The sequence below is a fragment of the Nocardia sp. NPDC019323 genome (assembly GCF_044389845.1).
In the GTDB taxonomy this organism is placed as follows: domain Bacteria; phylum Actinomycetota; class Actinomycetes; order Mycobacteriales; family Mycobacteriaceae; genus Nocardia; species Nocardia implantans.
Genome location: NZ_JBIRYN010000011.1, coordinates 164,538 through 186,581 on the forward strand (window position 1 = coordinate 164,538; position 22,044 = coordinate 186,581).

Here is a 22,044-nt window from a genome sequence, read left to right on the forward strand (position 1 = left end):
CTGCTGGAAGTGCGTGCCGCTTCGTGCTTGCGGGCCGAGCGTCGCTCAGGCGTTGGGCCGCTTGCCGTGGTTGGCTGCGTTCCCCTTGCGGCTACGCTTCTTACGTCCGCGCTTACCCATGAGTAGTCTCCCTTCTGGTTGAAGGCCATTCTTTCACGTGTGGTTGGCTGTACCGTCAGCGGATGCAGGCCAACGAGGATATGGGGTGTCATGGCTGAGGAAGTGCTCGCCGAACTGGTGTCGGTCGTCTACCAGGTGGTCGCCAAGGAGGGCGACGAGGTGAAGGAAGGCGACACCCTGGTGATCCTCGAGTCGATGAAGATGGAGATCCCTGTGGTCGCGGAGTCCAGCGGCACGGTGACCTCGATCGGCGTGAAGGAAGGCGACGCGATCAAGGCGGGCCACCTGATCGCGGTCATCTCCTGATCGATTGCGGCGGTAGATCTGCATGGCGACACTGAGCGAGCTGCTGGCCGAGCACACCGACCTCCCCGGCGTCGCCGTGGATCATCTGCAGCGAGTGGTGGGTGATTGGCAGCTGCTGTCCGATCTGTCCTTCGCCGATCTGCTGCTGTGGGTCGGCGCCGGACCGGTGACCGAGGGCGCGGACATCGTCTGCGTCGCGCAGTGCCGTCCCACCACCGCTCCCACCGTGCACCAGGAGGACCTGGTGGGCACGGTCGCCCTGCGGGCAGACCATCCGCAGGTGTTCGACGCCCTGGTCAGCGGCGAGATCGTGCGATCAGACAGCGAGGTCGAGGCGTCGGGCGTCTACCACCCGCATCCGGTGCACGCGATCCGCGAGGCCATCCCGGTCCGCTGCGGCGACGACGTGATCGCGGTACTGAGCCGGGACACCGACATGCAACGTTCCCGGGTGCGCAGTCAGCTGGAGAGCGCCTACGTGGCGTGCGCCGACGACCTGTGCCAGATGATCGCCGACGGCACCTTCCCGACCACGGAGGATCGCGCCGCCACCCATTCCAGCCCGCGCGCGGGAGACGGGTTCATCCGCCTCGACACCGAGGGCATCGTCGTCTACGCCAGCCCCAACGCCTTGTCGGCCTATCACCGGATGGGTCTGCAAGCCGACCTGGCAGGTCAGGATCTCGCCGTCACCACCCGCTCGCTGATCACCGACCCGTTCGACGCCCAAGAGGTGGTCGGCGACATCCAAGCCGCTCTGGCCGGGCGCACCGGGCGGCGGATGGAGGTCGAGGCGCGCGGAGCCACCGTGCTGCTGCGCACCCTCGTGCTGCGCCCGCACGGTGAGCTGGCAGGCGCCGCGGTGCTGGTGCGCGACGTCACCGAGGTGAAGCGGCGCGATCGCGCGCTGCTGAGCAAGGACGCCACCATCCGGGAGATCCACCACCGGGTCAAGAACAACCTGCAGACCGTCGCCGCGCTGCTGCGCCTGCAAGCCCGCCGCACCGAGAACGAGGAGGCGCAGGTCGCGCTCACCGAATCGGTGCGCAGGGTCACCTCCATCGCCTCGGTGCACGAGATGCTGTCGATGTCGGTGGACGAAGAGGTCGATCTGGACGAGGTCGTCGACCGGCTGCTGCCGATCATGGCCGACGTGGCCACGGTGCACACCGCGCGCATCAAAGTGCGCCGCGCCGGCTCCCTCGGCGTCTTCTCCGCCGAGCGCGCGACCCCGTTGGTGATGGTGCTCACCGAACTGGTGCAGAACGCCATCGAGCACGCCTTCGATTCCGGCGAAAACGGCACGGTGACAATCCGTTCCGAGCGTTCGGCCCGCTGGCTGGACGTGATCATCAGCGACGACGGCCGCGGTCTGCCGCCCGGATTCAGCCTGGAATCCTCCGATCGGCTCGGCCTCCAGATCGTGCGCACCCTGGTGACCGCCGAACTCGGCGGTTCCATCGGCCTGCACCCCGGCGCCGACATCGGCACCGATGCCGTCCTGCGCGTCCCGCTGGGGCGTCGTTCCGGCCGCTGAGCGGCCCGTTCGGTACGCGAGGGGTACAGCGCGGTAGCTCCACGTCGAAAGCGAGCGGCGGCGTTTCCGCCGCCGCGATATCGGTCGCGTCGGCCCTCGCCGCGCGCTGTTGCTCGGATGTCGCGGGCGGGCCGCTACCGAGGTGTCGTTCGCGGCTTGCCGCGCGGTGACTTCGTGAATGTCCGCATCGAGTGGAATGCGAGGTGTCGCATGGATTGGCGACCGTGCGAAGCCGCTTGGAAACCAACCACTTTCCCACAGGTTCCGCTGGATCGCGAGTCGAACCGCGGCGGTGTCGCGCGGTAATCCGCGCTGCCGATATTGCCGTCCGAGGCAACCGCATTGATCGGCTTCCGGATTCGTCGCGAAGCGAGACCGATCATTTCCAGTTCGCGGACGAGCGTACAAAAACAACACAGCCCGGCACCGTCGGGTGCCGGGCTGAAATGCGTTACCGGGCCGGGCTGAATGGCCCGGTAAGGCCGGTCGTCTCTGGTCAGACGACGGTGCGGGTGCGGGTGCGCGCGTTGCGACGCTTGAGCGCCCGGCGCTCGTCTTCGCTCATACCACCCCACACGCCGGCGTCTTGTCCGGACTTCAGGGCCCAGGACAGGCAGTCGGCGGTTACGGGGCAGCGAGCGCAGACCAGCTTGGCATCGGCAATCTGTGCGAGCGCCGGACCACTGTTACCCACGGGGAAAAACAGCTCGGGGTCCTCATCGCGACAGATGGCCTTGTGGCGCCAGTCCATTCCTCTGCTCCTTTGCTGGGCGCCGCGCAGGGCGCCGATGGTTTGTGGATCGTTCACTTGTGCGACTCGAATGTTTCCGCACGGTTGCTTGTGAATGCTTTCACGAACACCGTAGATGTCAATAGGCACGCGGTGCACCGTGGGGAAGCTCACGCTCTGAAGGCCCCCGCGTTGGGAAGCCTGCCCGGTCCTTTGTACTCGCTCTACCGGCTTTTCGCAGCACTACCCGCGATGTTTTTCGCGGTGTTTCGCCCGTCAGCGCGGTCGCGGCGCGACGACGGCGAGCACGTCGGGCACGGCAGTGAAATCCACCACGTTGCGCTTGCCGATGAAGTCGCCATCGATTTGCAGGCCGATCGGTTCTTTGGCCTCGATTCGTACGGCGGGAACGTCGTCTTCGCGAAATAAATTGCGGGACTTGGGATTCCCGTTGGCCGCGAGGAGGTGTCGCGCGAGCAGGAGCGTGGGGAGGACGGCCATCGAGCGCACCGCGAACACTCCGAGCCCGGTTTCGAACCGGGTGCCAGGGTTGGTGTGCACCGGCGTGGCGTTGAGATATGTCCAGGGTGTGGTGTTGGTAACGAAGGCGTAATGCACCCCGTCCACGGGATCGCGGCCGGGAATTTCGACCTGAACGCCGGGTTCCTTCCGTTTCGCGCGGAAGAATTGTCGCACTGTTGTTCGAACATAGCGGCCCGGAGTGGCGGCGCGGCCACGGGCGCGGCTGGCGTCGATCGCCTCGCACACGTCGGCGTCGAGTCCGACGCCGGCGCTGAAGCAGAACCAGCGGTCGTCGGCCAGCCCCAGACCGATCCGGCGATCGGCGTCCAGTGTGAGCAGGTCGATGAGCTGGTTGGTCGCGGTCACCGGGTCGGGGGAGATGCCGAGCGCCCTGGCGAAGACATTGGCCGAGCCGCCAGGGATCACGCCGAGGCGCGGCAACCAGGCTTGACCGTCGTCGAGGACGGGCAGCGGCAGGAAGCCGTTGATGGTCTCGTTGACCGTCCCGTCGCCGCCGTGCACGACGATCAGGTCCATTTCGTTGGTGGCTGCCCATTGGGCCAGTTCGGCGGCGTGGCCGCGGTGCTGGGTGTGCGCAACGGTCAACTGGGTGCGGCTCTCCAACGCGTGCGCCAGGAGGTCCCGGGTCGCCGGTGTGGTCGAGGTGGCATTCGGGTTCACGATCAGCAGCGTCCGCACGGATGGCAGCCTAGTTGGCGGCCGGCCGGCTCCCGAAAAGCGGCGAGCGATGCGCCGGACGCCGCTGCACGGGCGTACGCCGGGACGATGACGCGGACCGGCGGGGTCGTAGGCTTGCCGCGTGAACGAGCGTCAGCAAGGGAAGCGAGGACACCGTGCGCTGCGGCGCGCGACGGAGCCGGATGCGGGCGGGGCGCGATCGTGAGCGACAAGAGCGCGGCCGCGGGGACGGTGCCGACGACGGTGCGGGCGGCCGGGGGACTGGTGACGCTGGAGGGCGTCGTCGCCGTGGGAGTCGCGATCGTGCTGGTGGTGCGGGGGCTGCTCGGGCACGACCAGTCCACGACCAGCGGCTACGGCACCGCGGCCTGGTTCGGCGTCCTCGGCGGCGCGGTGCTGGCCGCGGGTATCGGGCTCCTGCTGGGGAAGCGCTGGGGCCGCGCCATCGCCGTCATCGCGCAGCTGCTGCTGCTCCCGGTCACCTGGTCGCTGCTCACCGACTCGCATCAGCCGGTCTACGGCACGGTGCTCGGGGTGGTCGCGGTCGCCGCGCTGGTGCTGCTGTTCGCGCCGCCGTCCACGCGCTGGATGGCGCAGGACTACGGGGTCGAACCGGATTAGTTCCCCGTCGCCGTGCGCAACGCCGCCCGGCAGAGGTGGTCGGCGTGCCTGGTGGTCTCCGGCAGCCGGTAGCGCGGGGTCAGCGCAAGCACCTGTGCGCAGGCGGTGTCGAGGTCGATGCGATGACCCACGGAGACGAACACCGGCTTGACGCCCGCTCTGGTGCGCAATGCCCGCCCGACCACCGCTCCGTCGATGGTGATGTCGGTGGCCGCACCGCGTTCGGGACCCGGTTCGGCATATTCGCCCCACACGGTCTTCGCCACGCCGATCGTCGGCACGCCGGTGAGCAGGCCGAGGTGGCAGGCGAGGCCGAAGCGGCGCGGATGGGCGAGTCCTTGCCCGTCGCAGACCAGGAGATCGGGTGCGGTGCCGAGCTTTTCGAGCGCGGCGAGCGTGGCCGGGATCTCCCGGAAAGCCAGCAGGCCGGGCACGTACGGGAAGGCGGCGGCGCCGTGCGCGACCGCTGAGGCGACCGGCCGCAGGGTGTCGGCCGCCAGGACGACGACGGCCGCGGTCACAGTCCCGGTGTCGGCGTAGGCCGAATCGAGCCCCGCGACCGTGCGGAATCGCGCACCCGGAGGGGTGACCGGACAGATCAGCGGCCGCAGTTCGTCCTGTAGTGCCGTGGCCTTTTCGGCGGTGGTGGGCCAGGACGTGAGATCGAGCGGCGGGAGCCAGGACATCCGCGCTACCGCGCGTCGGCGGCCAGCTTGCCGAGCGCATCGCCGGCCAGCCGGTAGCCCAGCCATTCGTCCTGGGCGACGGCGCCGATCGATTCGTAGAATTCGATCGAGGGCTTGTTCCAGGTCAGCACCGCCCACGACACGCGACTGTAGCCCTGGTCGACCGCTTCCTTCGCCAGGGCCGTGAGCAGCGCTTTGCCGTAGCCCTTACCCCTGGTCTCCGGCCGAACGTAGAGGTCCTCCAGATAGATGCCGTGCACGCCGTCCCAGGTGGAGAAGTTGAGGAACCAGATGGCGCAGCCGAGCAGACCGGACTCGTCCGCCACCACATGCGCGAACAACTTCGGCTCCGGCCCGAACAGCGCCGAGCGCAACTGCTCGGCGGTGACCGTGCACTCGTGGCGTGCCTTCTCGTATTCGGCCAGGTCGTAGATCAGATCGACCAGTCCGGGCACGTCGGAGGGCACGGCGCGGCGCAGCACGGCGGAGCCGAGGTCGACGGCGGTGGGATCGGTGTCGGGTCGGGTCACTGTGACGCTCCGTTGGGTACCAAGTTGTGCGCGCGGATCGCGCGCGCGTCGTGTTCGTAGCCGAGCACGGTCAGCCCGCCGGTCGACATGGCGAATCGGCGGCCCTCCCTGATCTCGAACTCGGCCCAGCGGGCGATCAGCGCCCGGGAGAAGTGGCCGTGCCCCACCAGCACGATATCCCGCTCCGGCAGCGCGGCTGTCACGCCGGCCAGCACGCGGTCGGCGCGTTCGCGCACCTGCTGTGCGGTCTCGCCGTCCGGGACCGGGCCGGTCCAGATGGTCCACCCCGGCACGGACTCGCGGATCTGCGGCGTGGTCAGGCCCTCGTAGGCGCCGTAGTCCCATTCGGCGAGGTCGTCGTCGACGACGGCTCCGGTGAGCCCGGCCAGCTCCGCGGTGTGCATCGCCCGTAGTCGTGGGCTGGTGCGCACCAACGGATTCCGGAGCTCCAGTGTGGCGAGCAAGCCGCCTGCCGCCCTGGCCTGTTCTTCCCCGCGCTCGGTGAGCGGGAGATCGGTGCGACCGGTGTGCCTTCGCTGCGTGGACCAGCTGGTCTCGCCGTGCCGGAGCAGCACAACGCGGGCATCGTCGAGTGCGGACATGCCTCCATGATGGTCCACGGTTGATCATGCGGCGGCACGGTGGTCTCCCGCGACGGTGACGAAGCGGGCTACGACCCGACCGGCTCCCCGAGTTCCAGCACTACCAGCGGCAGCGGCCGCGAGACCTTGGCCTGGTAGTCGGCGAGCAACGGATTGTTCGCGATCACCCACGCGGCGAACTCGTCGTATTCGGCGCCCTCCAGCGCCCGCGCCGTGCCCCGATAGGTGGTGGGCCCCAGCTCGATGGTGACGCTGGAATGGGCTTTGACGTTGTGATACCAGGCCGGGTATCGGTCCTCGATGAACGAACTCACGTACATCGTTTCGCCGCGGCGCAACAGGCCGAGCGGAACGACGTGCGGTTTGCCGCTCTTGGCGCCGGTGGTCGTGAGCAGCAACAGTTCACCACCCGCGTAGGCGCCGCCGACCTTGCCCGCGTTGTCGCGGAACTCTTCGATCACGCCGTCGTTCCAACGCGCCATCTCCTCCTCGGAGTGCTCCTGGTTCCACGGTGCGTCGGGATCGTCGTAGGCCGTGATGGCAGCGGCGTTTTCCTTTGGGGCGGCCTGGGTTTCGCTCATTGCCTCAGTGTGCTGCAAGGCACCGACAGATTTCGCCGGGCGCCTCAGCCGAAGGCGTGCAGTTCTCCGTCGCGCAGTTCCAGCACGGTGTTCCCGATGACGGTGAGCGAGATCGGACTTCCGGTGTAGCCGGGCCGCTCCACCGGGACGCGTCCCGTTTCGGCTCCCGTGGCCGGGTCGAGGACGGTGAGCGCGCCGGTGGTGGGCAGCAGCAGTTTGCCCGCCATCAGCGCGGGTGAACCGAGCGCGCCGCCCGCCGTCCACAGCGGGTCGAACGTGCTGCCGTTCAAGGCGATCACGCTGTTCCCGGTGAAGACCAGATAGGCCGATCCGATCCGGGTGGTCGTGGCCGTCTGGCTCAGCGGGGCCGAAAGTTGATGCATCACAACGGGGTTGCCGTTCCCGTCGTAGACGGCCAAGCGCGGCGGCAGCGATTCGGCGGCGGGGAAGTAGAGCACGATCCGGCTGTCGGACACCGCCAGCACCCGCGCTTCCGCGGAATCCGTTCCCGGACCGGTCAATACGTGCGAGCCGTACTCCTCCGGCACGGTGTTGTCCTTGGGGGCCGGGTTGAGCACCGTGAGCCGCTCGGCCGGATCGGCGGGGCAGCGCTCCAGCACCGCGAGCCGAGACGAACTGGAACTCGACGACAGCAGCGTGCACCCTTTGCGCGGCTGCGTCTTGACGTTCACCGGAGCGTCGACGAAGCCGTACTCCACCGTGCGCACCAGATCCGAGCGCCACATCTCCAGCCGCTGCGGTCCCTGCGCCAGCAGGTAGGTGCCGTCGACCGACAGCCGCACGTCCTTGTCCATGTAGCTGCTGCGCGCGGTGCGGCGGGCGCCGCTGTCGCCGGCCAGCATGGTGGCCTGGCTGCACCCGCGCTCGTCACGGTAGACCGCGATCACCATGCCGTATTGGCCCTCGACCCCGCACAGCGGCATGTCCCGCCGGTATTTCCAGAGCTGCTCGCCGGTGCGCGGGTCGCGGCCGGTGACCGTGTCGTCGTCGCCGGTCACCGCGACACCGCCGGATACCAGCGCACGCGCGCTCGCGCGGTCGGGCGCGTGCCACAGCTCCCGCAGCGCGGTGGGCAGCTGATCGGCCGCGGCCGGCGTGGGCACCGTGGAGGACGCGGTCACCGATTCGGTGCCGTGCGCGTCTCCGCGCACCCACACCAAGGCCCCGGCGACCGCGACGAGAACCGCGATCGCGACTGCGGAGATGATATCGGCGCGCGTCCGCCGCTCGGGTGCGAGCACGGATGCGAGACTAGCCGATCCGCGCGGTCAGGCCGACGCGGCGGCCGCGGGCTCGGCCGCGCTCCCGGTGTCCTCCGCGGTGAGGTCCCCTTCGCCCGAACGGCGCCGCCTGCGCCTGCGGCGAGCGGGACGGTCGGAGGTCTCGGATTCCTCCGCGCCGCCGTTGTCGTCCGCGGCCTCCGTGCTCGACTCGTCGGTGGCGGTGACGTCGGTGGCGTCTCCGGTCGACTTGCGCCGCCTGCGCCTGCGGCGGGCGGGCTTGTCGGCCGCATCCGCCTCGCCGGCCTGCTCCGCGTCGGCAACGGCGGTGTCGGTGCCGGTGTCGGTCGAATCGGCGGTCTCGGGGGCGTCGTCGATCGGCTTACCGCCGCGGGTGCGCTTACGGTTGCGCTTGCGCGGAGCGCGGGCCGTACGTTCGACCACCACCGCGTCCGGGTCGCGCTCCGGCTTCGGCTTGCGGATCACGCCGGTCACGCCCTCGGGAATACCGAGGTCGGTGTACAGGTGCGGCGAGCGCGAGTACGTCTCGACCGGTTCGGGGATGCCGAGCCCGAGCGCGCTGTCGATCGCCGACCAGCGGTTGAGTTCGTCCCAGTCGATCAGCGTCACCGCCACGCCGGTGCGCCCGGCCCGGCCGGTGCGACCGATCCGGTGCACGTAGGTCTTCTCGTCCTCGGGGCACTGGTAGTTGATGACGTGCGTGACGTCGTCGATGTCGATGCCGCGCGCCGCGACGTCGGTGGCGACCAGTACGTCGATGGCGCCCTTGCGGAACTTGGTCAGCGCCTTCTCGCGGGCGATCTGGCCGAGGTCGCCGTGCACGGCGCCCACCGCGAACCCGCGCTCGGCGAGATCGTCGGCCACCTTCTGCGCCGTGCGCTTGGTGCGCGTGAAGATCATCGTCGCGCCCCGGCTCTCGGCCTGCAGGATGCGCGCGATCAGCTCGCTCTTGTCCAGGGCGTGCGCGCGGTAGACGAACTGCGCGGTGCGGTCGTGCACCGCCGAGTCGTGCGGCTCCTCCGCCCTGATGTGCGTCGGCCGGTTCAGGAAGGTGCGCGCCAGGGTGATGATCGGCCCGGGCATGGTCGCGGAGAACAGCATGGTCTGGCGTTTGTCCGGGACCATGCCGAGGATGCGCTCGATGTCGGGCAGGAAGCCGAGGTCGAGCATCTCGTCGGCCTCGTCCAGCACCAGCACGCCGATCTTGCCGAGGATGAGGTGCTGCTGGTCGGCGAGGTCCAGTAGTCGGCCCGGCGTGCCGACCACCACGTCGACGCCCGCGCGCAGCGCCTCGATCTGCGCCTCGTAGGGGCGGCCACCGTAGATGGAGGCGACGCGCAGCGGCCCCTGGTGGTTGGTGAGGTACTTGCTCGCGTTCTCCAGATCCTTGGTGACCTGGATGCACAGCTCGCGCGTCGGCACGATGACCAGCGCGCGCGGCGTGCCGTCCAGCGGCGTCGTGCCGGATTCCGCGGTGGCGATCCGGTGCAGCAGCGGCACGCCGAATCCGAAGGTTTTGCCCATGCCGGTGCGGGCCTGACCGATGAGATCTTCACCCGCGAGCGCCAGCGGGAGGGTCAGTTCTTGAATGGCGAAAGTACGTTCGATTCCGATCTCGCCGAGTGCGCGGACGATTTCGGCGCGCACGCCCAATTCGGCGAAAGTCGGGGCGGTGTGCGTCGCGTCCAGTTCGGCCGTCAACAGGGTCTCCGCCAGACCTGGTTCCTGATCGACTGTGATCTTGCTCAGGGTTCGTGCCTTCCTCGTAATCACGTCCCGCGCGCACGAGGTGGGGCGGACCGGGCGGTCCACGACGACCACGACTCCGCAGGTGATACTTCACCCGGCCACGCTCCGGATGCCGGGCGCCTGCCGTGAAAAACGGCGGCTACCTCGCAAAACATCGGCGCGGCGCACTGGTGACGCGGATTGGTGCGCGCACATTTTCGGTGTCCAACGAAAACTTCGCACTCGAAACCGGTCGGCGGTCGCAGCGGCGTCCGCGCGGTGTGCGTGAGCGCGACGTCCGGCAACTCTGTCGAGCGAAACTTTTCGTTGTCCGACGCGATTGTAGCGTGATATTGTGCCCCGCTCGAATTGCCAGCGCGGCGCGCTATCGGAAATGCTCCTGACCCGCGGTGTGCTTTCGCCGCGCCGGGGGTCCACGTACGCTGCGCGACATGGGAATTCATCCGGCGCGGCAAATCTGGGCGACGCTCGAACCGCTACACGATGTGGTCTATTTCGGAACCGGCGTCAAGGAGTCGGGCGTCGGGATCGGATTGCGCGGCTACTGGCAGACGTACTTCGCTTTCCGCGCCGCGCCGCTGGGCGCGGTGACGCCCGCCGCCGTGCAGGCGGTCTTCGCCGGATTCCACCCCGGCATGGTGCGTCGCGCGCTGCCGGAAGCGTGGGAGCGCGCCACCCCGCAACGCTGCCTGGCCGCTCGGCTGGAGCTGGCCACCGGCCTGCTGCGCGGCGTCGGCGCGGGCGACGCGGTGTCGGCTCGCGCGGTCGAACTGCTCGCGCCGGTGCAGCGCGCGGCGGATCCGACGGGGCGGGCGCTGTTCGCCGCGAACGCGGCTCTGCCGCTGCCCGCCGACCCGGTGGCCGCGCTGTGGCAGCTGGCCACCTCCCTGCGCGAGCATCGCGGCGACGGCCATGTCGCGGCCCTGGTCACCCACGGCCTCACCGGACGGCAAGCGCTGATCGTGCAGGTAGCCGCGGGCAAGGCGCCGGAATCGGTGATGCGTCCGGCGCGCGGCGTGTCGGAGGCGGAGTGGGCGGAGGACTTCGACGAGCTGCGTGCCCGCGGCCTGGTCGCCGGGGAGCCGGTCACTCCCACCCTCACCGGCGGCGGCGCGGAGTTGCTGGCCGCGGTCGAGGCCGACACCGACGAAGCGGCGTGGACCGGCGCGCTCGCGGTGCTGTCGGCCGACGCGATCACCGAGCTGACCACCTCGCTCGCGCCGCTGGTGCGCAGCGTCCAGGAGTCGGTGGTGCCGCCGCTCAACCCCGTGGGCATGGGGCCGCGGTAGCACGGCGGGGAGTTGCCTGTTACCGACGGTACCGAGTATGAGAATCTCTTCGCTGTGAGCCTTGCCGACACTGTCACCATCGCCGCGCGCAACGCCTGGGCGCTGACCTTCGGCTCCGGCATCGAGGCGCCGGACCCGACCCCCGCGACGATCCTGTGGAACCAGCCGCACCGGCAACTGCGCCGGTTCGAGGGAGCCGACGGCGACGCGGCGCCGGCGGATTCGGCCGTGCTGCTGGTCCCGCCGCTGGCCGCGCCCGCGACCTGTTTCGATCTGCGGCCCGACCAGAGCCTGGCGCGCTTCCTGCTGGAGATCGGCCGCAGCCCGTACGTCGTCGACTACGGCGAGATCACCTTCGCCGACCGGCGCATGGGCTTCGAGGACTGGATCGACGACATCCTGCCCGAGGCGGTGTTGCGCACCAGCGCCGACCGCGACGGAGGCGCGGTGGACCTGGTCGGCTGGTCGCTCGGTGGCACGCTGGCCCTGCTCACCGCCGCGGCGCATCCCGAGTTGCCCATCCGGTCCATCACGGCGGTCGGCTCGCCGCTGGACTACGACCGGATGACCGGCGTGCCGCAGCTGCGCGCCGTCGCGAAGCTCACGGGTGGCCGCGCCACCTCGACCGTCATCCGCGCGGCCGGTGGCGTTCCTGCGACACTGACTCGAATCGGCTACAAGGTCACCGCCTGGGATCGTGAGCTGACCCGGCCCTGGTTCGTCGCGAGCAACATCGCGCGCACCGAGGCGCTGGCGAAGATGGAGACGATCGACCGGTTCATGGCCGAGATGCCCGGCTACCCCGGCCGCTTCTACGGTCAGCTGTGGGGCCGGTTCATCCTGAACAACGACATCGGGCGCGGTGTGGTCCGGCTCGGCGCGCGCCGCATCGAACTGGCGAAGGTGACCGCGCCGGTGCTGCTGGTCGGCGGGCCGTCCGACGTGATCACTCCGGCGGCGGCCGTCGAAGGCGGTGCGCACGTGCTCACCGGAGCGGCCACGGTCCGCTACGAGACCGCTCCAGGCAGCCATCTGGGCATCCTGGCCGCGCCGACCGCGCGTGACACGACATGGAGTTACCTCGAGAAGTTCCTCGCCGAGACCGCCTGATCCGCGGTGAGTATTACGCTGGGGCGCATGGGAGCACAGTCACCTGCCGCGTTAGGTGTTTCGTCGACCGACCCAGCAAGCCTTTCCATCCCCGCGAGCCATCCCGGCGTGACCGACCTGTTCGCGGTGCTCGCCTACGGCGAGATCTCCGCGTTCTACCGGCTGGCCGAGGAGGCCAAGCTGTCGCCGACCCTGCGGGGCAAGGTGGCGGTCGCGACGATGGCCGCGGCCGAGATGGAGCATTTCAAGACACTGGAGTCCGCGTTGGCCGCGCGCGGCGCCGACGTCTTCGACGCGATGGCGCCGTTCGTGCGCGCGCTGGACGACTACCACGCGTCCACCGACCCTTCGACGTGGCTCGAGTCTATGGTGAAGTTCTACGTCGGTGACGGCATCGCCGCGGACTTCTACACCGAGATCGCGGGCGCGCTGACCCCGGACGTCGCCGCGGTGGTCCGCGACGTGCTCGCCGAGACCAGTCACTCCGAGTTCGTCGTCGAGGAGGTGCGCCGGGCGGTCACCGAGAGCCGCTCCGAACGCGACCGGCTCACGCTCTGGGGCAGGCGGCTGCTCGGCGAGGCCATCACGCAGGCGCAGTTCGTCATGGCGCAGCGCGACGAACTCACCGATCTGGTGCTCACCGCCACCGGCGACCTCAACGGCATCGCCGCGCTGATCGAGCGCATGCAGGACAGTCACGCCGAGCGCATGGCGGTCCTCGGGATCTGAGCTATTCGTTCGCCGCGCGGTTGGGCACCAGCCGCAAACCGGGCGCGTGGATGCTCGCCCGGTCGACCAACCAGACGACGACGCTCTGATCCCTGCGGTCGGCTTCCAGCATCTCGAACGGGACCTCGACCGAGCCGTGCACGGGATGGTCGAGGTGCAGTGTGCCGGAGCCGGGTGCGCCCACCCGATGCGGCTTCCAGCGGTCGGCGAAATCGGGGAGCCCGCGCAGCGCTTCGATGGTCTCGAGCAGTGCGTCGTCTCCGGGCCAGTGCAGCTTGGCGCGGCAGAGTGCCGCCGTGAAGGTGTCGGCGGCTTCCTCCCAGTTGCGCAGGACGCGCCGCGCGGCGGGATGCATGAAGATGTACCAGGCGAGATCGGGCTGATCCGGTCCGTCCAGCAGGCCCAGCGGAGCGACGAAATCGGCCCACGCCTGGTTCCAGCCGAGCACGTTCAGCCTCCGGCCGACCACGAACGCCGGCGTCGGCTGCAACGCCCGCAGGATCGTTTCGATCGTCGGAGCCACCTGCTCCTGAGCGGATTCACTTCCGGGGCATCGGGATTCGTTGCCGGATGCCATCGCGAGCATGCCGAAGTACTGACGGTCGTCGCCACGCAGCAGCAGCGCGTCGGCCAGCGCGTCGATCACCGCGAGCGACGGGTTGGTGTCGCGGCCCTGCTCCAGCCGGGCCAGATAGTCGGCGCTGACGCCCGCTCGGACGGCGACCTCCTCGCGCCGCAGCCCCGGCGTCCTACGGCGGCCGCCCTCGGGCAAGCCGACATCCGACGGCCGCAGCTCGGCGCGCCGGGCGATGAGGAACTCCGCGAATCCATTGCTTGCCATGGTTTCCATCGTGCCGGGTCCGGGGACGATCAACCTCGCCCTGTCAGGTCCAGGATAACGGCGGTCTGGCTACCGGACCGCGGTCCGGCCATTGTCGGAGGCATGACTTCTACCTCGGAATCCACCACGCTGAAATCCGGTTCGTGGGCCCTCGACGCCGCGCACTCCTCGGTCGCCTTCACCATTCGCCATCTCGGCATCTCCAAGGTGCGTGGCGGATTCACCCGGTTCGAGACCGAATTCGTGGTCGACGAATCGGGCGCCGCCACCGTCGGCGCGACGATCTACCTGGACTCCTTCGACACCGGCAACCCCGACCGGGACGCGCACATCCGCACCGCCGATTTCCTCGACGTCGCCAATCGCCCCACGCTGACCTTCCGCGCCGACCATCCCGTGGTCGTCGCCGAGACCTTCGAGGTCCGAGGGCAGGCCACGCTCGGCGCGATCACCAAGCCCGTCACACTGGAAGTCGAGTGGGGCGGCGTGCAGGACTTCGGTCCCACCGGCGACCGGCACGCGGGCTTCTCCGCCACCGGCACGATCAAGCGCACCGACTTCGGCGTCGGCGGCCCGCTGCCCGGCATGCTCAGCGACACCGTGAAGATCGAACTCGAGATCCAGCTCGTCGAGCCCAAGTGAGCGCCACCGGCGGCCACCACTAGCCTTGGAATCGACAGCACAGGACTCTCAGGTTCGGAGGTTGGCCGTGGAGGTCAAAATCGGTATTTCGGATAGCCCGCGCGAGCTGGTGATCAGCAGCGCGCAGACCCAGGAAGAGGTCGAGGCGCTGGTGTCCGGTGCGCTCGGCGGCGACGGTGGCGTCTTGACGCTCACCGATGAGAAAGGCCGCAAGTTCCTGATCCAGGCCGCGAAGGTCGCCTACGTCGAGATCGGCTCGACCACCGGCGGCCGCGTCGGTTTCGCCGCCGTCTGACTTCCGCTTCACACGCAGCGAGCCCCTGCCCCGAGCGATCGGGGACAGGGGCTCGTTCGTCGTCGGACCCGCTCAGTCGATCGGGTGCAGCGGCACGTGCTTCAGGCCGCCCCACGCGAGCTGGACGGTGGTGTCGACCGCCTCTTCCTTCGGGATCGGCCGATCGGCCTCCAGCCAGTAGCGCGCGGTGAACTGGCTCGCGCCGACCAAGCCGACGGCCAGGATGCGGGCCCGGTAGGGGTCGAGGCCCGAGTCGTGCGCGACGAGGTCGAAGACCGCGTCCACGCAGGCCTCGGTGGCCTGCTCGACCCGGCGCTGCACCTGCGGCTCGCTGGTCAGGTCGGACTCGAAGACCAGGCGGAAGCCCTGCATCTCGTTGTCCACGAAATCGAAGTACGCCTGCACCGCCGCGCGCACGCGCTGCTTGTTGTCGGTGGTGGAGCGCAGCGCTTGGCGCACACTGGAGACCAGCATGTCGACATAGTTCTGCAGCACCGCGAGGTACAGCTCCAGCTTGCTGCTGAAGTGCTGGTACAGCACCGGCTTGCTCACTCCGGCGCACTGCGAGATCTCGTCCATGCCCGCGGCGTGGTAGCCGCGCTGCACGAAGACTTCGCTTGCCGCCGCGAGTAGCTGTTGACGTCGCTCGTCGCGCGGAAGCCGGGTACCGCGTTTGGCGGGTGCCATGGCCTCGGACGACGATCTACGGGACGTCATCCGGTCCACGAGGTCAGTCATTTCGGCTCTCCCAGTCGATTCCCCGGCAAAGGGGTGTGCACCGGGTTATTTCAAGCACGATACCCGGTTGTCGCCTGCCCGCGGATCGGGGCCGGGCAACTGGTGCCACCCGCGGACACATTGTCGCACCGGAGGAGCCGCCGGTGTGCCCGCAGGTGGGGATTCGCCGCTGTGAGACGCTGGTGAACGTGACCGACCGACCGGACAGACCACCCGCCGGGCGGCGCGGTACACGCGGCCCGGCTGGCTCCGGCGAGCCCGGTTCCGTAGGGTCGGACCACATGGCGAGAACCTGGCCAGAGGCGCGATCCAGTGGGGCGGCTCGGACCGGCGCAGCCAAGCGGTCCGGGGCGGGCGGCGGGTCGTCCGGTCGCGAGAAGAGCGAACGCAAGCGCGGCAAAGCGCCCGAACCTCCCGCGCCGCAACCCGATTCCACCCCGACGCAGGGCGAACAGGATGCTGCCGACGATCCGGTCGGCATGTACTCGCACAAGGCCGAGCGATCCCATCAGCCGCTGCGCGCCCGCTGGGACCCCACCGCTCCCGACGAGGGCAGGACCAGGACGCGCCCCGAGCGGGACGCCAAGAAGCAGAGCGCGCTCGGCCGATTCGTCTCGACCTACGGCTGGCGGGCGTATGCGTTGCCGGTCCTGGTCGTGATCACCGTTCTGGTCGTGGTCGACGCGATCCGCGCCGCCGACGAGATCAACGCCGCGGGCTCCGACCCCGGGCTCGGGCGGCTCAGCCCGGCCACCGCCACCGCGGGCATCATCGGCGCCCCACCCGGTGACGGGCACTTTCCCACCGATCTCCCCACCGGCGCCCTGCCCGAAGGCGGCGCCTTCGCCGAATCCGGCGCGGGCGTCTGGCACGTGGTGCCCGGCACGACCGCCCAGATCGGCACCGGAACCGCGACCGCCTTCCGCTACACCGTGGAGATCGAGAACGGCGTGGACACCTCCGGCTTGGGCGGAGACGAGGCCGTCGCCAAGATGATCGATGCCACGCTGGCCAACCCGAAGAGCTGGACCCACGACCCCAAGTTCGCCTTCCGCCGGGTCGACCAGGGCGACGTGGACTTCCGCGTCTCGCTCACCTCACGAGAAACCAGCCGCAAGGAATGCGGTTTCGATATCCCGATCGATACCTCCTGCTACAACGCCGACGATCGCCGCGTGGTGCTGTCGGAGGTCAGGTGGGTGCGCGGCGCGCTGGCGTTCGAAGGCGATATCGGGTCCTACCGGCAGTACCTGATCAACCACGAGGTCGGCCACGCCATCGGCTACCACCAGCATCAGGCGTGCGAGACCGACGGCGGGCTCGCGCCGGTGATGATGCAGCAGACCTTCGGCACCCGCAACGACGACATCGCCGCGCTGGATCCGCACGGCGTGGTCCCGATGGACGGCAAACGCTGCCGCTTCAACCCCTGGCCCTATCCGAGGGGATGAGGGCGGTTGTCGCGCCGGGCCGGGTATACGGAACGATGGGCGGGAAGAACTGCCCGGTCGTCGGTGTTGCACTGTTGAACCAACCCGCCGCGGGCGTCATACCGCCGCAGCGATCGGCCGAGCGATTCGAGGAGTCCTGGACGTGTCATCACCCAAGTCCCTGCCGCCACTTGTCGAGCCGGCCGCGGAACTGACCAGGGATGAGGTAGCCCGCTACAGCCGACACCTGATCATCCCCGATCTGGGCGTGGACGGGCAGAAACGTCTGAAGAACGCCAAGGTACTGGTGATCGGCGCGGGTGGCCTCGGCTCGCCCGCTCTGCTGTACCTGGCCGCCGCCGGTGTCGGCACGCTGGGCATCGTCGAGTTCGACGAGGTCGACGCGTCGAACCTGCAGCGCCAGATCATCCACGGCGAGTCCGACATCGGCCGCTCCAAGGCCGACAGCGCGCGCGACTCGATCCTGGAGATCAACTCCGGCATCGATGTCCGGTTGCACAAGATCCGGCTGGAGCCGGAGAACGCGGTGCAGCTGTTCGAACAGTACGACCTGATCGTCGACGGCACCGACAACTTCGCCACCCGCTACCTGGTCAACGATGCCGCGGTGCTCGCGCGCAAGCCGTATGTGTGGGGCTCGATCTATCGCTTCGAGGGCCAAGTCTCGGTGTTCTGGGAGGACGCGCCGGACGGGCGCGGTATCAACTACCGCGACCTCTACCCGGAGGCCCCGCCGCCCGGCATGGTCCCCTCCTGCGCGGAGGGCGGCGTGCTCGGTGTGCTGTGCGCGTCCATCGGGTCGGTGATGGTCACCGAGGCGATCAAGCTGATCACCGGCATCGGTGAGCCGCTGCTGGGCCGTCTGATGGTGTACGACGCACTCGACATGAACTACCGCACCATCAAGCTGCGCCGAGATCCGGAGCGTCAGCCGATCACCGAGCTGATCGACTACGAGGCGTTCTGCGGCGTGGTGTCGGATGAGGGCCAAGCGGCCGCGGCCGGGTCTACCATCACCGCACGCGAGCTCGAGGAGCTGCTGGCGTCGGGTAAGGACATCGAGCTGATCGATGTGCGGGAGCCGGTCGAGTGGGACATCGTGCACATCGAGGGCGCGAAGCTCATCCCCAAGGACCGCATCCTGTCCGGCGAGGCGCTGGCCGAACTGCCCCAGAACCGCCCCATCGTGCTGCACTGCAAGACCGGCGTGCGCTCCGCCGAAGCCCTGGCCGCCCTCAAACGCGCGGGCTTCTCCGACGCCACCCACCTGCAAGGCGGCGTGATCGCCTGGGCGAACCAGGTGGACAAGTCACTGCCGGTGTACTGAGCGGGTAGAACGCCTACGCCTCGCCGTCAGCCGGGGTGTAGACGGCGGCTCGCGATCGCGCAACACGATGCCCAGATCCAGGCGGACGAAGTTGAGCGGGCTCTCGTGAACCCGAATCCTCGCGCGCTTGGTGGAATGACGGCAGTCGAATTTCGGGTGCCAAGGGCCGAGTCGCGAGTTGGAATGCCAACGCGCCCGGCTGAGCCCAGCTCCCGGTCTCGAGCGAAGCGAGACCGAGCATGCTGCCAAACAACACGGCGCGCCGGAGGCGCGCCAAAACCGACACCACGTACGGTACGGCCGTGACTTCTGTGGAACCTCCCGAGCATGTGCGTGCCACGTTCGGTCTGCGCGAAGTGACCCCGGTTGCGCTCGGCGACTGGGAAGGCGGCTGGCGCTTGGGCGATGTGGTGCTCAGTCCGGTCACCGATCACGCGCGCGCGGCGTGGTCGGCGAAGGTCCGAGAGGCGTTGCGGGTGGACGGGCTGCGGCTGGCACGTCCGGTGCGGGCGACCGACGGCAGGTACGTGGTGTCGGGCTGGCGCGCGGACACCTATCTGGAGGGTATGCCGGAACCGCGGCATGACGAGGTGGTGTCGGTGTCGCTGCGCCTGCACAAGGCGACGGCGGATCTGGAGCGCCCGCGTTTCCTCGCTCAGCCACCGGTGGTGCCGTGGGTGGACATCGACGTGTTCGTCGCGGCCGATCGCGCCGCCTGGGAGCCGGTGCCGCTGCGCAGCCTGCGCGCGGGCGGCGCGTCGCTGTCGACCTCCCCGGACGGGCGGCGCAGCATCGAACTGATCGGCCAACTGGCCACCCTCCGCAAACCGGTGCAGTCGCCGCCACAGCTGGTGCACGGCGATCTGTTCGGCACCGTGTTGTTCGCGGGCGCGCAAACCCCCGGGCTCACCGACATCACCCCCTACTGGCGGCCGGTGCCGTGGGCGGCGGCGGTGATCGTGGTGGACGCGCTGGCCTGGGGCGGCGCGGACGACGGGTTGCTCGATCGCTGGGCGGACCTGCCGGAATGGCCGCAGATGTTGTTGCGCGCGGTCATGTTCCGGCTCGCGGTGCACGCGCTGCATCCGAGGTCCACTCCGCAGGCGTTTCCCGGCTTGGCGCGCACGGCGGACATGGTGCGCCTCACCCTCTGAATTCGCCGCGGCGCAGTGCGCTTCGCGGGAGCTGGTCGGCGGCACACCGACCCGATGCGGATGGGGCGGACAGTTGCCAATGCCGGGAATGCCCGATACTCGGCATTACAGCTGCGTCTGCCGCCACAGCGTCCGGCGGCATCGGCCGAGTGAGGTACGGATAATGCTCGTTGCGCCTTTTGGCATGTGTGCCTTGGCCGGAGGAAGGGGGTGCACATGACGACCACCCGTGCCGAGCTGATCGGGTTCGTCGAAGGTCTGTACGTTCCCCGTATCGCCAGCGGTGGCCTGAAATCCCTGATCCAAGCGGCGCAGGAATTCATCGAGACCTCGATTCTGCTGTTCGCCTCCGGGCAGGGTTCCCAGCAGCCGGATCTGCTGGCCTGGCTGGACAAGCAGAAGTTGCTCAGTGACGACGGCCTCGAAGAACCTCCGGGCGAGTCGGTGCTGATCGACAACTACAGCGCGCGCAAGGGCGAAATCGACACCAAGAAGAAGGAGATGGATCAGCAGGGTCGCAACGTCAAGGACGCCGCTTTCAAAACCTTCGATTTGACGAATGCCACCTATAAGTCGATCAAGGAACGGGTCGGCGAACTCGATGGCAACCTGCGCAGCATCAGGGAACGCACGGACAAGGAGGGCGCGTACCTGCCGCTGACGGCGGATGAGGAGAGTCGCGCGATGCGATACGTCCTGCAGGCCGTCGACGACGTGCACGACGCGGTGGCGGACACCTACGGGCAGATCCAGAACCAGGCCAACGGCATCGACGCCTCCCGTCCGTACTACCAGAGCCGAACGAGTCACCAACCAGGCCGGACCCTGTCCACTCCGTGGTCGAGGGGTGGTAGCTCGGTGCCCGCGAGCACCGCGACCTATGCGACCGGCGACGGCACCGTGGACGACATCCTGAAGATGGCGCGCAATGAACTGGGCGTGCGGGAGAACGGCACGAACCACGTCGACCGGCCCTACAACATCGACGACGCTTGGTGCGCCTCGTTCGCCACCTGGGTGTGGAAGAAGGCCGGGTATAAAGTCAACTGGACCAACAAGAATCTGGTGTCGGCCATCTGGTCCGATGCGAAGAAGCTTGGACTGCAGCGGTCCACCTCGAAAGCCCAACCCGGCGACATGGTCATCTTCGACTGGAACAACGACGGCAACCCGGACCACGTCGGCATCGTGGAATCCGTCAACGGCAACACGATCACCACCATCGAAGGCAATTCCAGCGACCAGGTGAAGCGCAATCACTACAACATGGGCAACTCGGATCTGGTCGGTGTCGTGCAGACGCCGTCGAAGAAGGCCGTGAGTGTCTAGCGCGCCGCGCACGGATCTTCTGACAGATCCGTGCGCGGCGTGCTCAGCACAGTACGGCGGTCCCGATCAGCTCGACAGATCTTCCACCGACGCGGATTCACTGCCCGACAGCGAGATGCCCAGATTGGCGGCGGTGCGATCCACCTCGTCGTCGCCGTGCTGGAATTCGATGGCCGACCCCGCGGACAGCACTTCGACGTTGAGGCACAGCGACTGGAGTTCCTTGAGCAGGACCTTGAACGATTCCGGAATGCCCGGCGCCGGGATGTTCTCGCCCTTGACGATCGCTTCGTAGACCTTCACGCGACCGACCACGTCGTCGGACTTGATGGTCAGCAGTTCCTGCAGGGTGTAGGCCGCGCCGTAGGCCTGCATGGCCCAGCACTCCATCTCACCGAAACGCTGGCCACCGAACTGCGCCTTACCGCCCAGCGGCTGCTGGGTGATCATCGAGTACGGGCCGGTCGAGCGCGCGTGGATCTTGTCGTCCACCAGGTGGTGCAGCTTCAGGATGTACATGTAACCCACCGCCACCGGGTACGGGAACGGCTCACCCGAACGACCGTCGAACAAGGTCGCTTTACCATCCGCGCCGACCAATACCTCACCGTCGCGGTTGGGCAAGGTCGAGGCGAGCAATCCGGCGAGTTCTTCCTCGCGGGCGCCGTCGAAAACCGGCGCCGCCAAGTTGGTATCCGGTGCCGCCGAGAGCAATTCGTCGGGCAATCGCTTCGCCCAGTCCGGACGAACCCCGTCCGCCAGCTGAATGTTCCAGCCGGCTTTGCCGATCCAGCCCAAATGGGTTTCCAGGATCTGGCCGATGTTCATACGACGCGGCACACCGTGGGTGTTGAGGATGATGTCGACCGGGGTACCGTCCGGCAGGAACGGCATGTCCTCGGTCGGCAGGATCTTGCCGATGACACCCTTGTTGCCGTGACGGCCCGCGAGCTTGTCACCGTCCTGGATCTTGCGCTTCTGCGCCACATACACCCGAACCAGCTCGTTGACACCCGGCGGCAGATCGTCGTCGTCCTCCCGGGAGAACACCCGGATACCGATCACCTTGCCGGACTCACCGTGCGGCACCTTCAACGAGGTGTCACGCACCTCACGGGCCTTCTCCCCGAAGATCGCCCGCAACAGCCGCTCTTCGGGCGTCAGCTCGGTCTCACCCTTCGGCGTGACCTTACC

General features: G+C 68.6%; 23 protein-coding genes and 1 pseudogene. 12 read left to right on the forward strand and 12 right to left on the reverse strand.

Annotation, left to right across the window (positions count from 1 at the left end; translation table 11 throughout):
• Nucleotides 1-45: 45 nt before the first annotated feature.
• Entirely contained in the window at nucleotides 46-120 is a 75-nt protein-coding gene (locus ACH49X_RS30060; protein ID WP_022597109.1) for a 50S ribosomal protein bL37, read from the reverse strand.
• A gap of 90 nt (nucleotides 121-210) precedes the next feature.
• Here ACH49X_RS30060 and ACH49X_RS30065 point away from each other — a divergent pair, with 90 nt between their 5' ends.
• Complete coding sequence (locus ACH49X_RS30065; RefSeq protein ID WP_067810563.1) at nucleotides 211-426, forward strand: biotin/lipoyl-binding carrier protein; 216 nt, start codon at nucleotides 211-213, stop codon at nucleotides 424-426.
• Nucleotides 427-448: 22 nt separating this feature from the next.
• Entirely contained in the window at nucleotides 449-1,963 is a 1,515-nt protein-coding gene (locus ACH49X_RS30070) for a histidine kinase N-terminal domain-containing protein (protein ID WP_357112902.1), read from the forward strand.
• A gap of 496 nt (nucleotides 1,964-2,459) precedes the next feature.
• Here the strand turns inward: ACH49X_RS30070 and ACH49X_RS30075 are convergent, their stop codons facing one another.
• On the reverse strand, nucleotides 2,460-2,714 hold the full coding sequence (locus ACH49X_RS30075; RefSeq protein ID WP_011211115.1) for a WhiB family transcriptional regulator: 255 nt from the start codon (nucleotides 2,712-2,714) through the stop codon (nucleotides 2,460-2,462).
• 255 nt (nucleotides 2,715-2,969) lie between these two features.
• Nucleotides 2,970-3,914, reverse strand: coding sequence for a diacylglycerol kinase family protein (locus ACH49X_RS30080; RefSeq protein ID WP_195082010.1), 945 nt, complete (start codon nucleotides 3,912-3,914; stop codon nucleotides 2,970-2,972).
• Between the two features lie 198 nt (nucleotides 3,915-4,112).
• Between ACH49X_RS30080 and ACH49X_RS30085 the strand changes: the two genes are divergently transcribed.
• Complete coding sequence (locus ACH49X_RS30085) at nucleotides 4,113-4,535, forward strand: hypothetical protein (RefSeq protein WP_397071493.1); 423 nt, start codon at nucleotides 4,113-4,115, stop codon at nucleotides 4,533-4,535.
• On the opposite strand, the gene ACH49X_RS30090 is transcribed toward ACH49X_RS30085, so the two are convergent.
• The 6 genes from ACH49X_RS30090 to ACH49X_RS30115 form a co-directional block, all read right to left on the reverse strand.
• Nucleotides 4,532-5,221, reverse strand: a complete 690-nt coding sequence (locus ACH49X_RS30090; RefSeq protein WP_357207854.1) for an endonuclease V — start codon at nucleotides 5,219-5,221, stop codon at nucleotides 4,532-4,534. The two genes, ACH49X_RS30085 and ACH49X_RS30090, sit on opposite strands and share 4 nt — an antisense overlap.
• A 5-nt stretch (nucleotides 5,222-5,226) precedes the next feature.
• Nucleotides 5,227-5,703 (reverse strand): GNAT family N-acetyltransferase, encoded by a 477-nt coding sequence (locus ACH49X_RS30095; protein WP_357207867.1) that lies wholly within the window; start codon nucleotides 5,701-5,703, stop codon nucleotides 5,227-5,229.
• A 44-nt stretch (nucleotides 5,704-5,747) separates the two neighbouring features.
• Nucleotides 5,748-6,353: an acid phosphatase gene (locus tag ACH49X_RS30100; RefSeq protein ID WP_195082008.1), complete on the reverse strand. Its 606-nt coding sequence runs from the start codon at nucleotides 6,351-6,353 to the stop codon at nucleotides 5,748-5,750.
• A gap of 68 nt (nucleotides 6,354-6,421) precedes the next feature.
• Nucleotides 6,422-6,934: a nitroreductase/quinone reductase family protein gene (locus ACH49X_RS30105; protein WP_357112912.1), complete on the reverse strand. Its 513-nt coding sequence runs from the start codon at nucleotides 6,932-6,934 to the stop codon at nucleotides 6,422-6,424.
• A gap of 44 nt (nucleotides 6,935-6,978) precedes the next feature.
• On the reverse strand, nucleotides 6,979-8,196 hold the full coding sequence (locus tag ACH49X_RS30110) for a PQQ-binding-like beta-propeller repeat protein (protein ID WP_195082006.1): 1,218 nt from the start codon (nucleotides 8,194-8,196) through the stop codon (nucleotides 6,979-6,981).
• Nucleotides 8,197-8,223: 27 nt separating this feature from the next.
• Nucleotides 8,224-9,966: a DEAD/DEAH box helicase gene (locus ACH49X_RS30115; RefSeq protein ID WP_357207870.1), complete on the reverse strand. Its 1,743-nt coding sequence runs from the start codon at nucleotides 9,964-9,966 to the stop codon at nucleotides 8,224-8,226.
• 410 nt (nucleotides 9,967-10,376) lie between these two features.
• Between ACH49X_RS30115 and ACH49X_RS30120 the strand changes: the two genes are divergently transcribed.
• Genes ACH49X_RS30120 through ACH49X_RS30130 form a run of 3 tightly spaced genes read left to right on the forward strand, consistent with a single transcriptional unit; the run spans nucleotide 10,377 to nucleotide 13,073 of the window.
• On the forward strand, nucleotides 10,377-11,234 hold the full coding sequence (locus tag ACH49X_RS30120; protein ID WP_357112915.1) for a hypothetical protein: 858 nt from the start codon (nucleotides 10,377-10,379) through the stop codon (nucleotides 11,232-11,234).
• A gap of 54 nt (nucleotides 11,235-11,288) precedes the next feature.
• The gene (locus tag ACH49X_RS30125; RefSeq protein WP_357207857.1) at nucleotides 11,289-12,344 is read left to right on the forward strand and encodes an alpha/beta hydrolase; all 1,056 of its coding nucleotides are present in this window, start codon (nucleotides 11,289-11,291) and stop codon (nucleotides 12,342-12,344) included.
• Nucleotides 12,345-12,371: 27 nt separating this feature from the next.
• Complete coding sequence (locus ACH49X_RS30130) at nucleotides 12,372-13,073, forward strand: ferritin-like fold-containing protein (RefSeq protein WP_357112919.1); 702 nt, start codon at nucleotides 12,372-12,374, stop codon at nucleotides 13,071-13,073.
• A gap of 1 nt (nucleotide 13,074) precedes the next feature.
• On the opposite strand, the gene ACH49X_RS30135 is transcribed toward ACH49X_RS30130, so the two are convergent.
• On the reverse strand, nucleotides 13,075-13,914 hold the full coding sequence (locus ACH49X_RS30135) for a helix-turn-helix domain-containing protein (RefSeq protein WP_195082002.1): 840 nt from the start codon (nucleotides 13,912-13,914) through the stop codon (nucleotides 13,075-13,077).
• A 102-nt stretch (nucleotides 13,915-14,016) separates the two neighbouring features.
• Here ACH49X_RS30135 and ACH49X_RS30140 point away from each other — a divergent pair, with 102 nt between their 5' ends.
• Both ACH49X_RS30140 and ACH49X_RS30145 read left to right on the forward strand, forming a co-directional pair.
• Nucleotides 14,017-14,556, forward strand: a complete 540-nt coding sequence (locus ACH49X_RS30140; RefSeq protein WP_195082001.1) for a YceI family protein — start codon at nucleotides 14,017-14,019, stop codon at nucleotides 14,554-14,556.
• Nucleotides 14,557-14,623: 67 nt separating this feature from the next.
• Nucleotides 14,624-14,851 (forward strand): DUF3107 domain-containing protein, encoded by a 228-nt coding sequence (locus ACH49X_RS30145; protein WP_067810591.1) that lies wholly within the window; start codon nucleotides 14,624-14,626, stop codon nucleotides 14,849-14,851.
• Nucleotides 14,852-14,923: 72 nt separating this feature from the next.
• Here ACH49X_RS30145 and ACH49X_RS30150 read toward each other — a convergent pair whose 3' ends face one another.
• Nucleotides 14,924-15,589, reverse strand: a complete 666-nt coding sequence (locus ACH49X_RS30150; RefSeq protein WP_067810596.1) for a TetR/AcrR family transcriptional regulator — start codon at nucleotides 15,587-15,589, stop codon at nucleotides 14,924-14,926.
• Nucleotides 15,590-16,068: 479 nt separating this feature from the next.
• Between ACH49X_RS30150 and ACH49X_RS30155 the strand changes: the two genes are divergently transcribed.
• The 4 genes from ACH49X_RS30155 to ACH49X_RS30170 all read left to right on the forward strand — a co-directional run bounded on the left by ACH49X_RS30155 (nucleotide 16,069) and on the right by ACH49X_RS30170 (nucleotide 20,850).
• Nucleotides 16,069-17,040 carry a DUF3152 domain-containing protein gene (locus tag ACH49X_RS30155; protein ID WP_323124402.1) on the forward strand — a complete coding sequence of 324 codons (972 nt, stop codon included), beginning with the start codon at nucleotides 16,069-16,071 and terminating at the stop codon, nucleotides 17,038-17,040.
• A gap of 142 nt (nucleotides 17,041-17,182) precedes the next feature.
• On the forward strand, nucleotides 17,183-18,367 hold the full coding sequence (gene moeZ, locus ACH49X_RS30160) for an adenylyltransferase/sulfurtransferase MoeZ (RefSeq protein ID WP_195081999.1): 1,185 nt from the start codon (nucleotides 17,183-17,185) through the stop codon (nucleotides 18,365-18,367).
• 302 nt (nucleotides 18,368-18,669) lie between these two features.
• Nucleotides 18,670-19,521 carry a TIGR02569 family protein gene (locus ACH49X_RS30165; protein ID WP_195081998.1) on the forward strand — a complete coding sequence of 284 codons (852 nt, stop codon included), beginning with the start codon at nucleotides 18,670-18,672 and terminating at the stop codon, nucleotides 19,519-19,521.
• 216 nt (nucleotides 19,522-19,737) lie between these two features.
• On the forward strand, nucleotides 19,738-20,850 hold the full coding sequence (locus ACH49X_RS30170; RefSeq protein ID WP_195081997.1) for a CHAP domain-containing protein: 1,113 nt from the start codon (nucleotides 19,738-19,740) through the stop codon (nucleotides 20,848-20,850).
• Between the two features lie 66 nt (nucleotides 20,851-20,916).
• On the opposite strand, the pseudogene ACH49X_RS30175 reads toward ACH49X_RS30170, so the two are convergent.
• Nucleotides 20,917-22,044, reverse strand: a pseudogene (locus ACH49X_RS30175) (DNA-directed RNA polymerase subunit beta); the annotation flags it as partial.

Bases quoted from the DNA above. Each gene is read 5' to 3' on its own strand.
- ACH49X_RS30155 (WP_323124402.1), top strand. From the start codon at position 16,069: ATGTACTCGCACAAGGCCGAGCGATCCCATCAGCCGCTGCGCGCCCGC.
- ACH49X_RS30140 (WP_195082001.1), top strand. From the start codon at position 14,017: ATGACTTCTACCTCGGAATCCACCACGCTGAAATCCGGTTCGTGGGCC.
- ACH49X_RS30090 (WP_357207854.1), bottom strand. From the start codon at position 5,221: ATGTCCTGGCTCCCGCCGCTCGATCTCACGTCCTGGCCCACCACCGCC.
- ACH49X_RS30065 (WP_067810563.1), top strand. From the start codon at position 211: ATGGCTGAGGAAGTGCTCGCCGAACTGGTGTCGGTCGTCTACCAGGTG.
- ACH49X_RS30135 (WP_195082002.1), bottom strand. From the start codon at position 13,914: ATGGCAAGCAATGGATTCGCGGAGTTCCTCATCGCCCGGCGCGCCGAG.
- ACH49X_RS30170 (WP_195081997.1), top strand. From the start codon at position 19,738: ATGACGACCACCCGTGCCGAGCTGATCGGGTTCGTCGAAGGTCTGTAC.
- ACH49X_RS30120 (WP_357112915.1), top strand. From the start codon at position 10,377: ATGGGAATTCATCCGGCGCGGCAAATCTGGGCGACGCTCGAACCGCTA.
- ACH49X_RS30150 (WP_067810596.1), bottom strand. From the start codon at position 15,589: ATGACTGACCTCGTGGACCGGATGACGTCCCGTAGATCGTCGTCCGAG.
- ACH49X_RS30070 (WP_357112902.1), top strand. From the start codon at position 449: ATGGCGACACTGAGCGAGCTGCTGGCCGAGCACACCGACCTCCCCGGC.
- ACH49X_RS30105 (WP_357112912.1), bottom strand. From the start codon at position 6,934: ATGAGCGAAACCCAGGCCGCCCCAAAGGAAAACGCCGCTGCCATCACG.
- ACH49X_RS30075 (WP_011211115.1), bottom strand. From the start codon at position 2,714: ATGGACTGGCGCCACAAGGCCATCTGTCGCGATGAGGACCCCGAGCTG.
- ACH49X_RS30100 (WP_195082008.1), bottom strand. From the start codon at position 6,353: ATGTCCGCACTCGACGATGCCCGCGTTGTGCTGCTCCGGCACGGCGAG.
- ACH49X_RS30130 (WP_357112919.1), top strand. From the start codon at position 12,372: ATGGGAGCACAGTCACCTGCCGCGTTAGGTGTTTCGTCGACCGACCCA.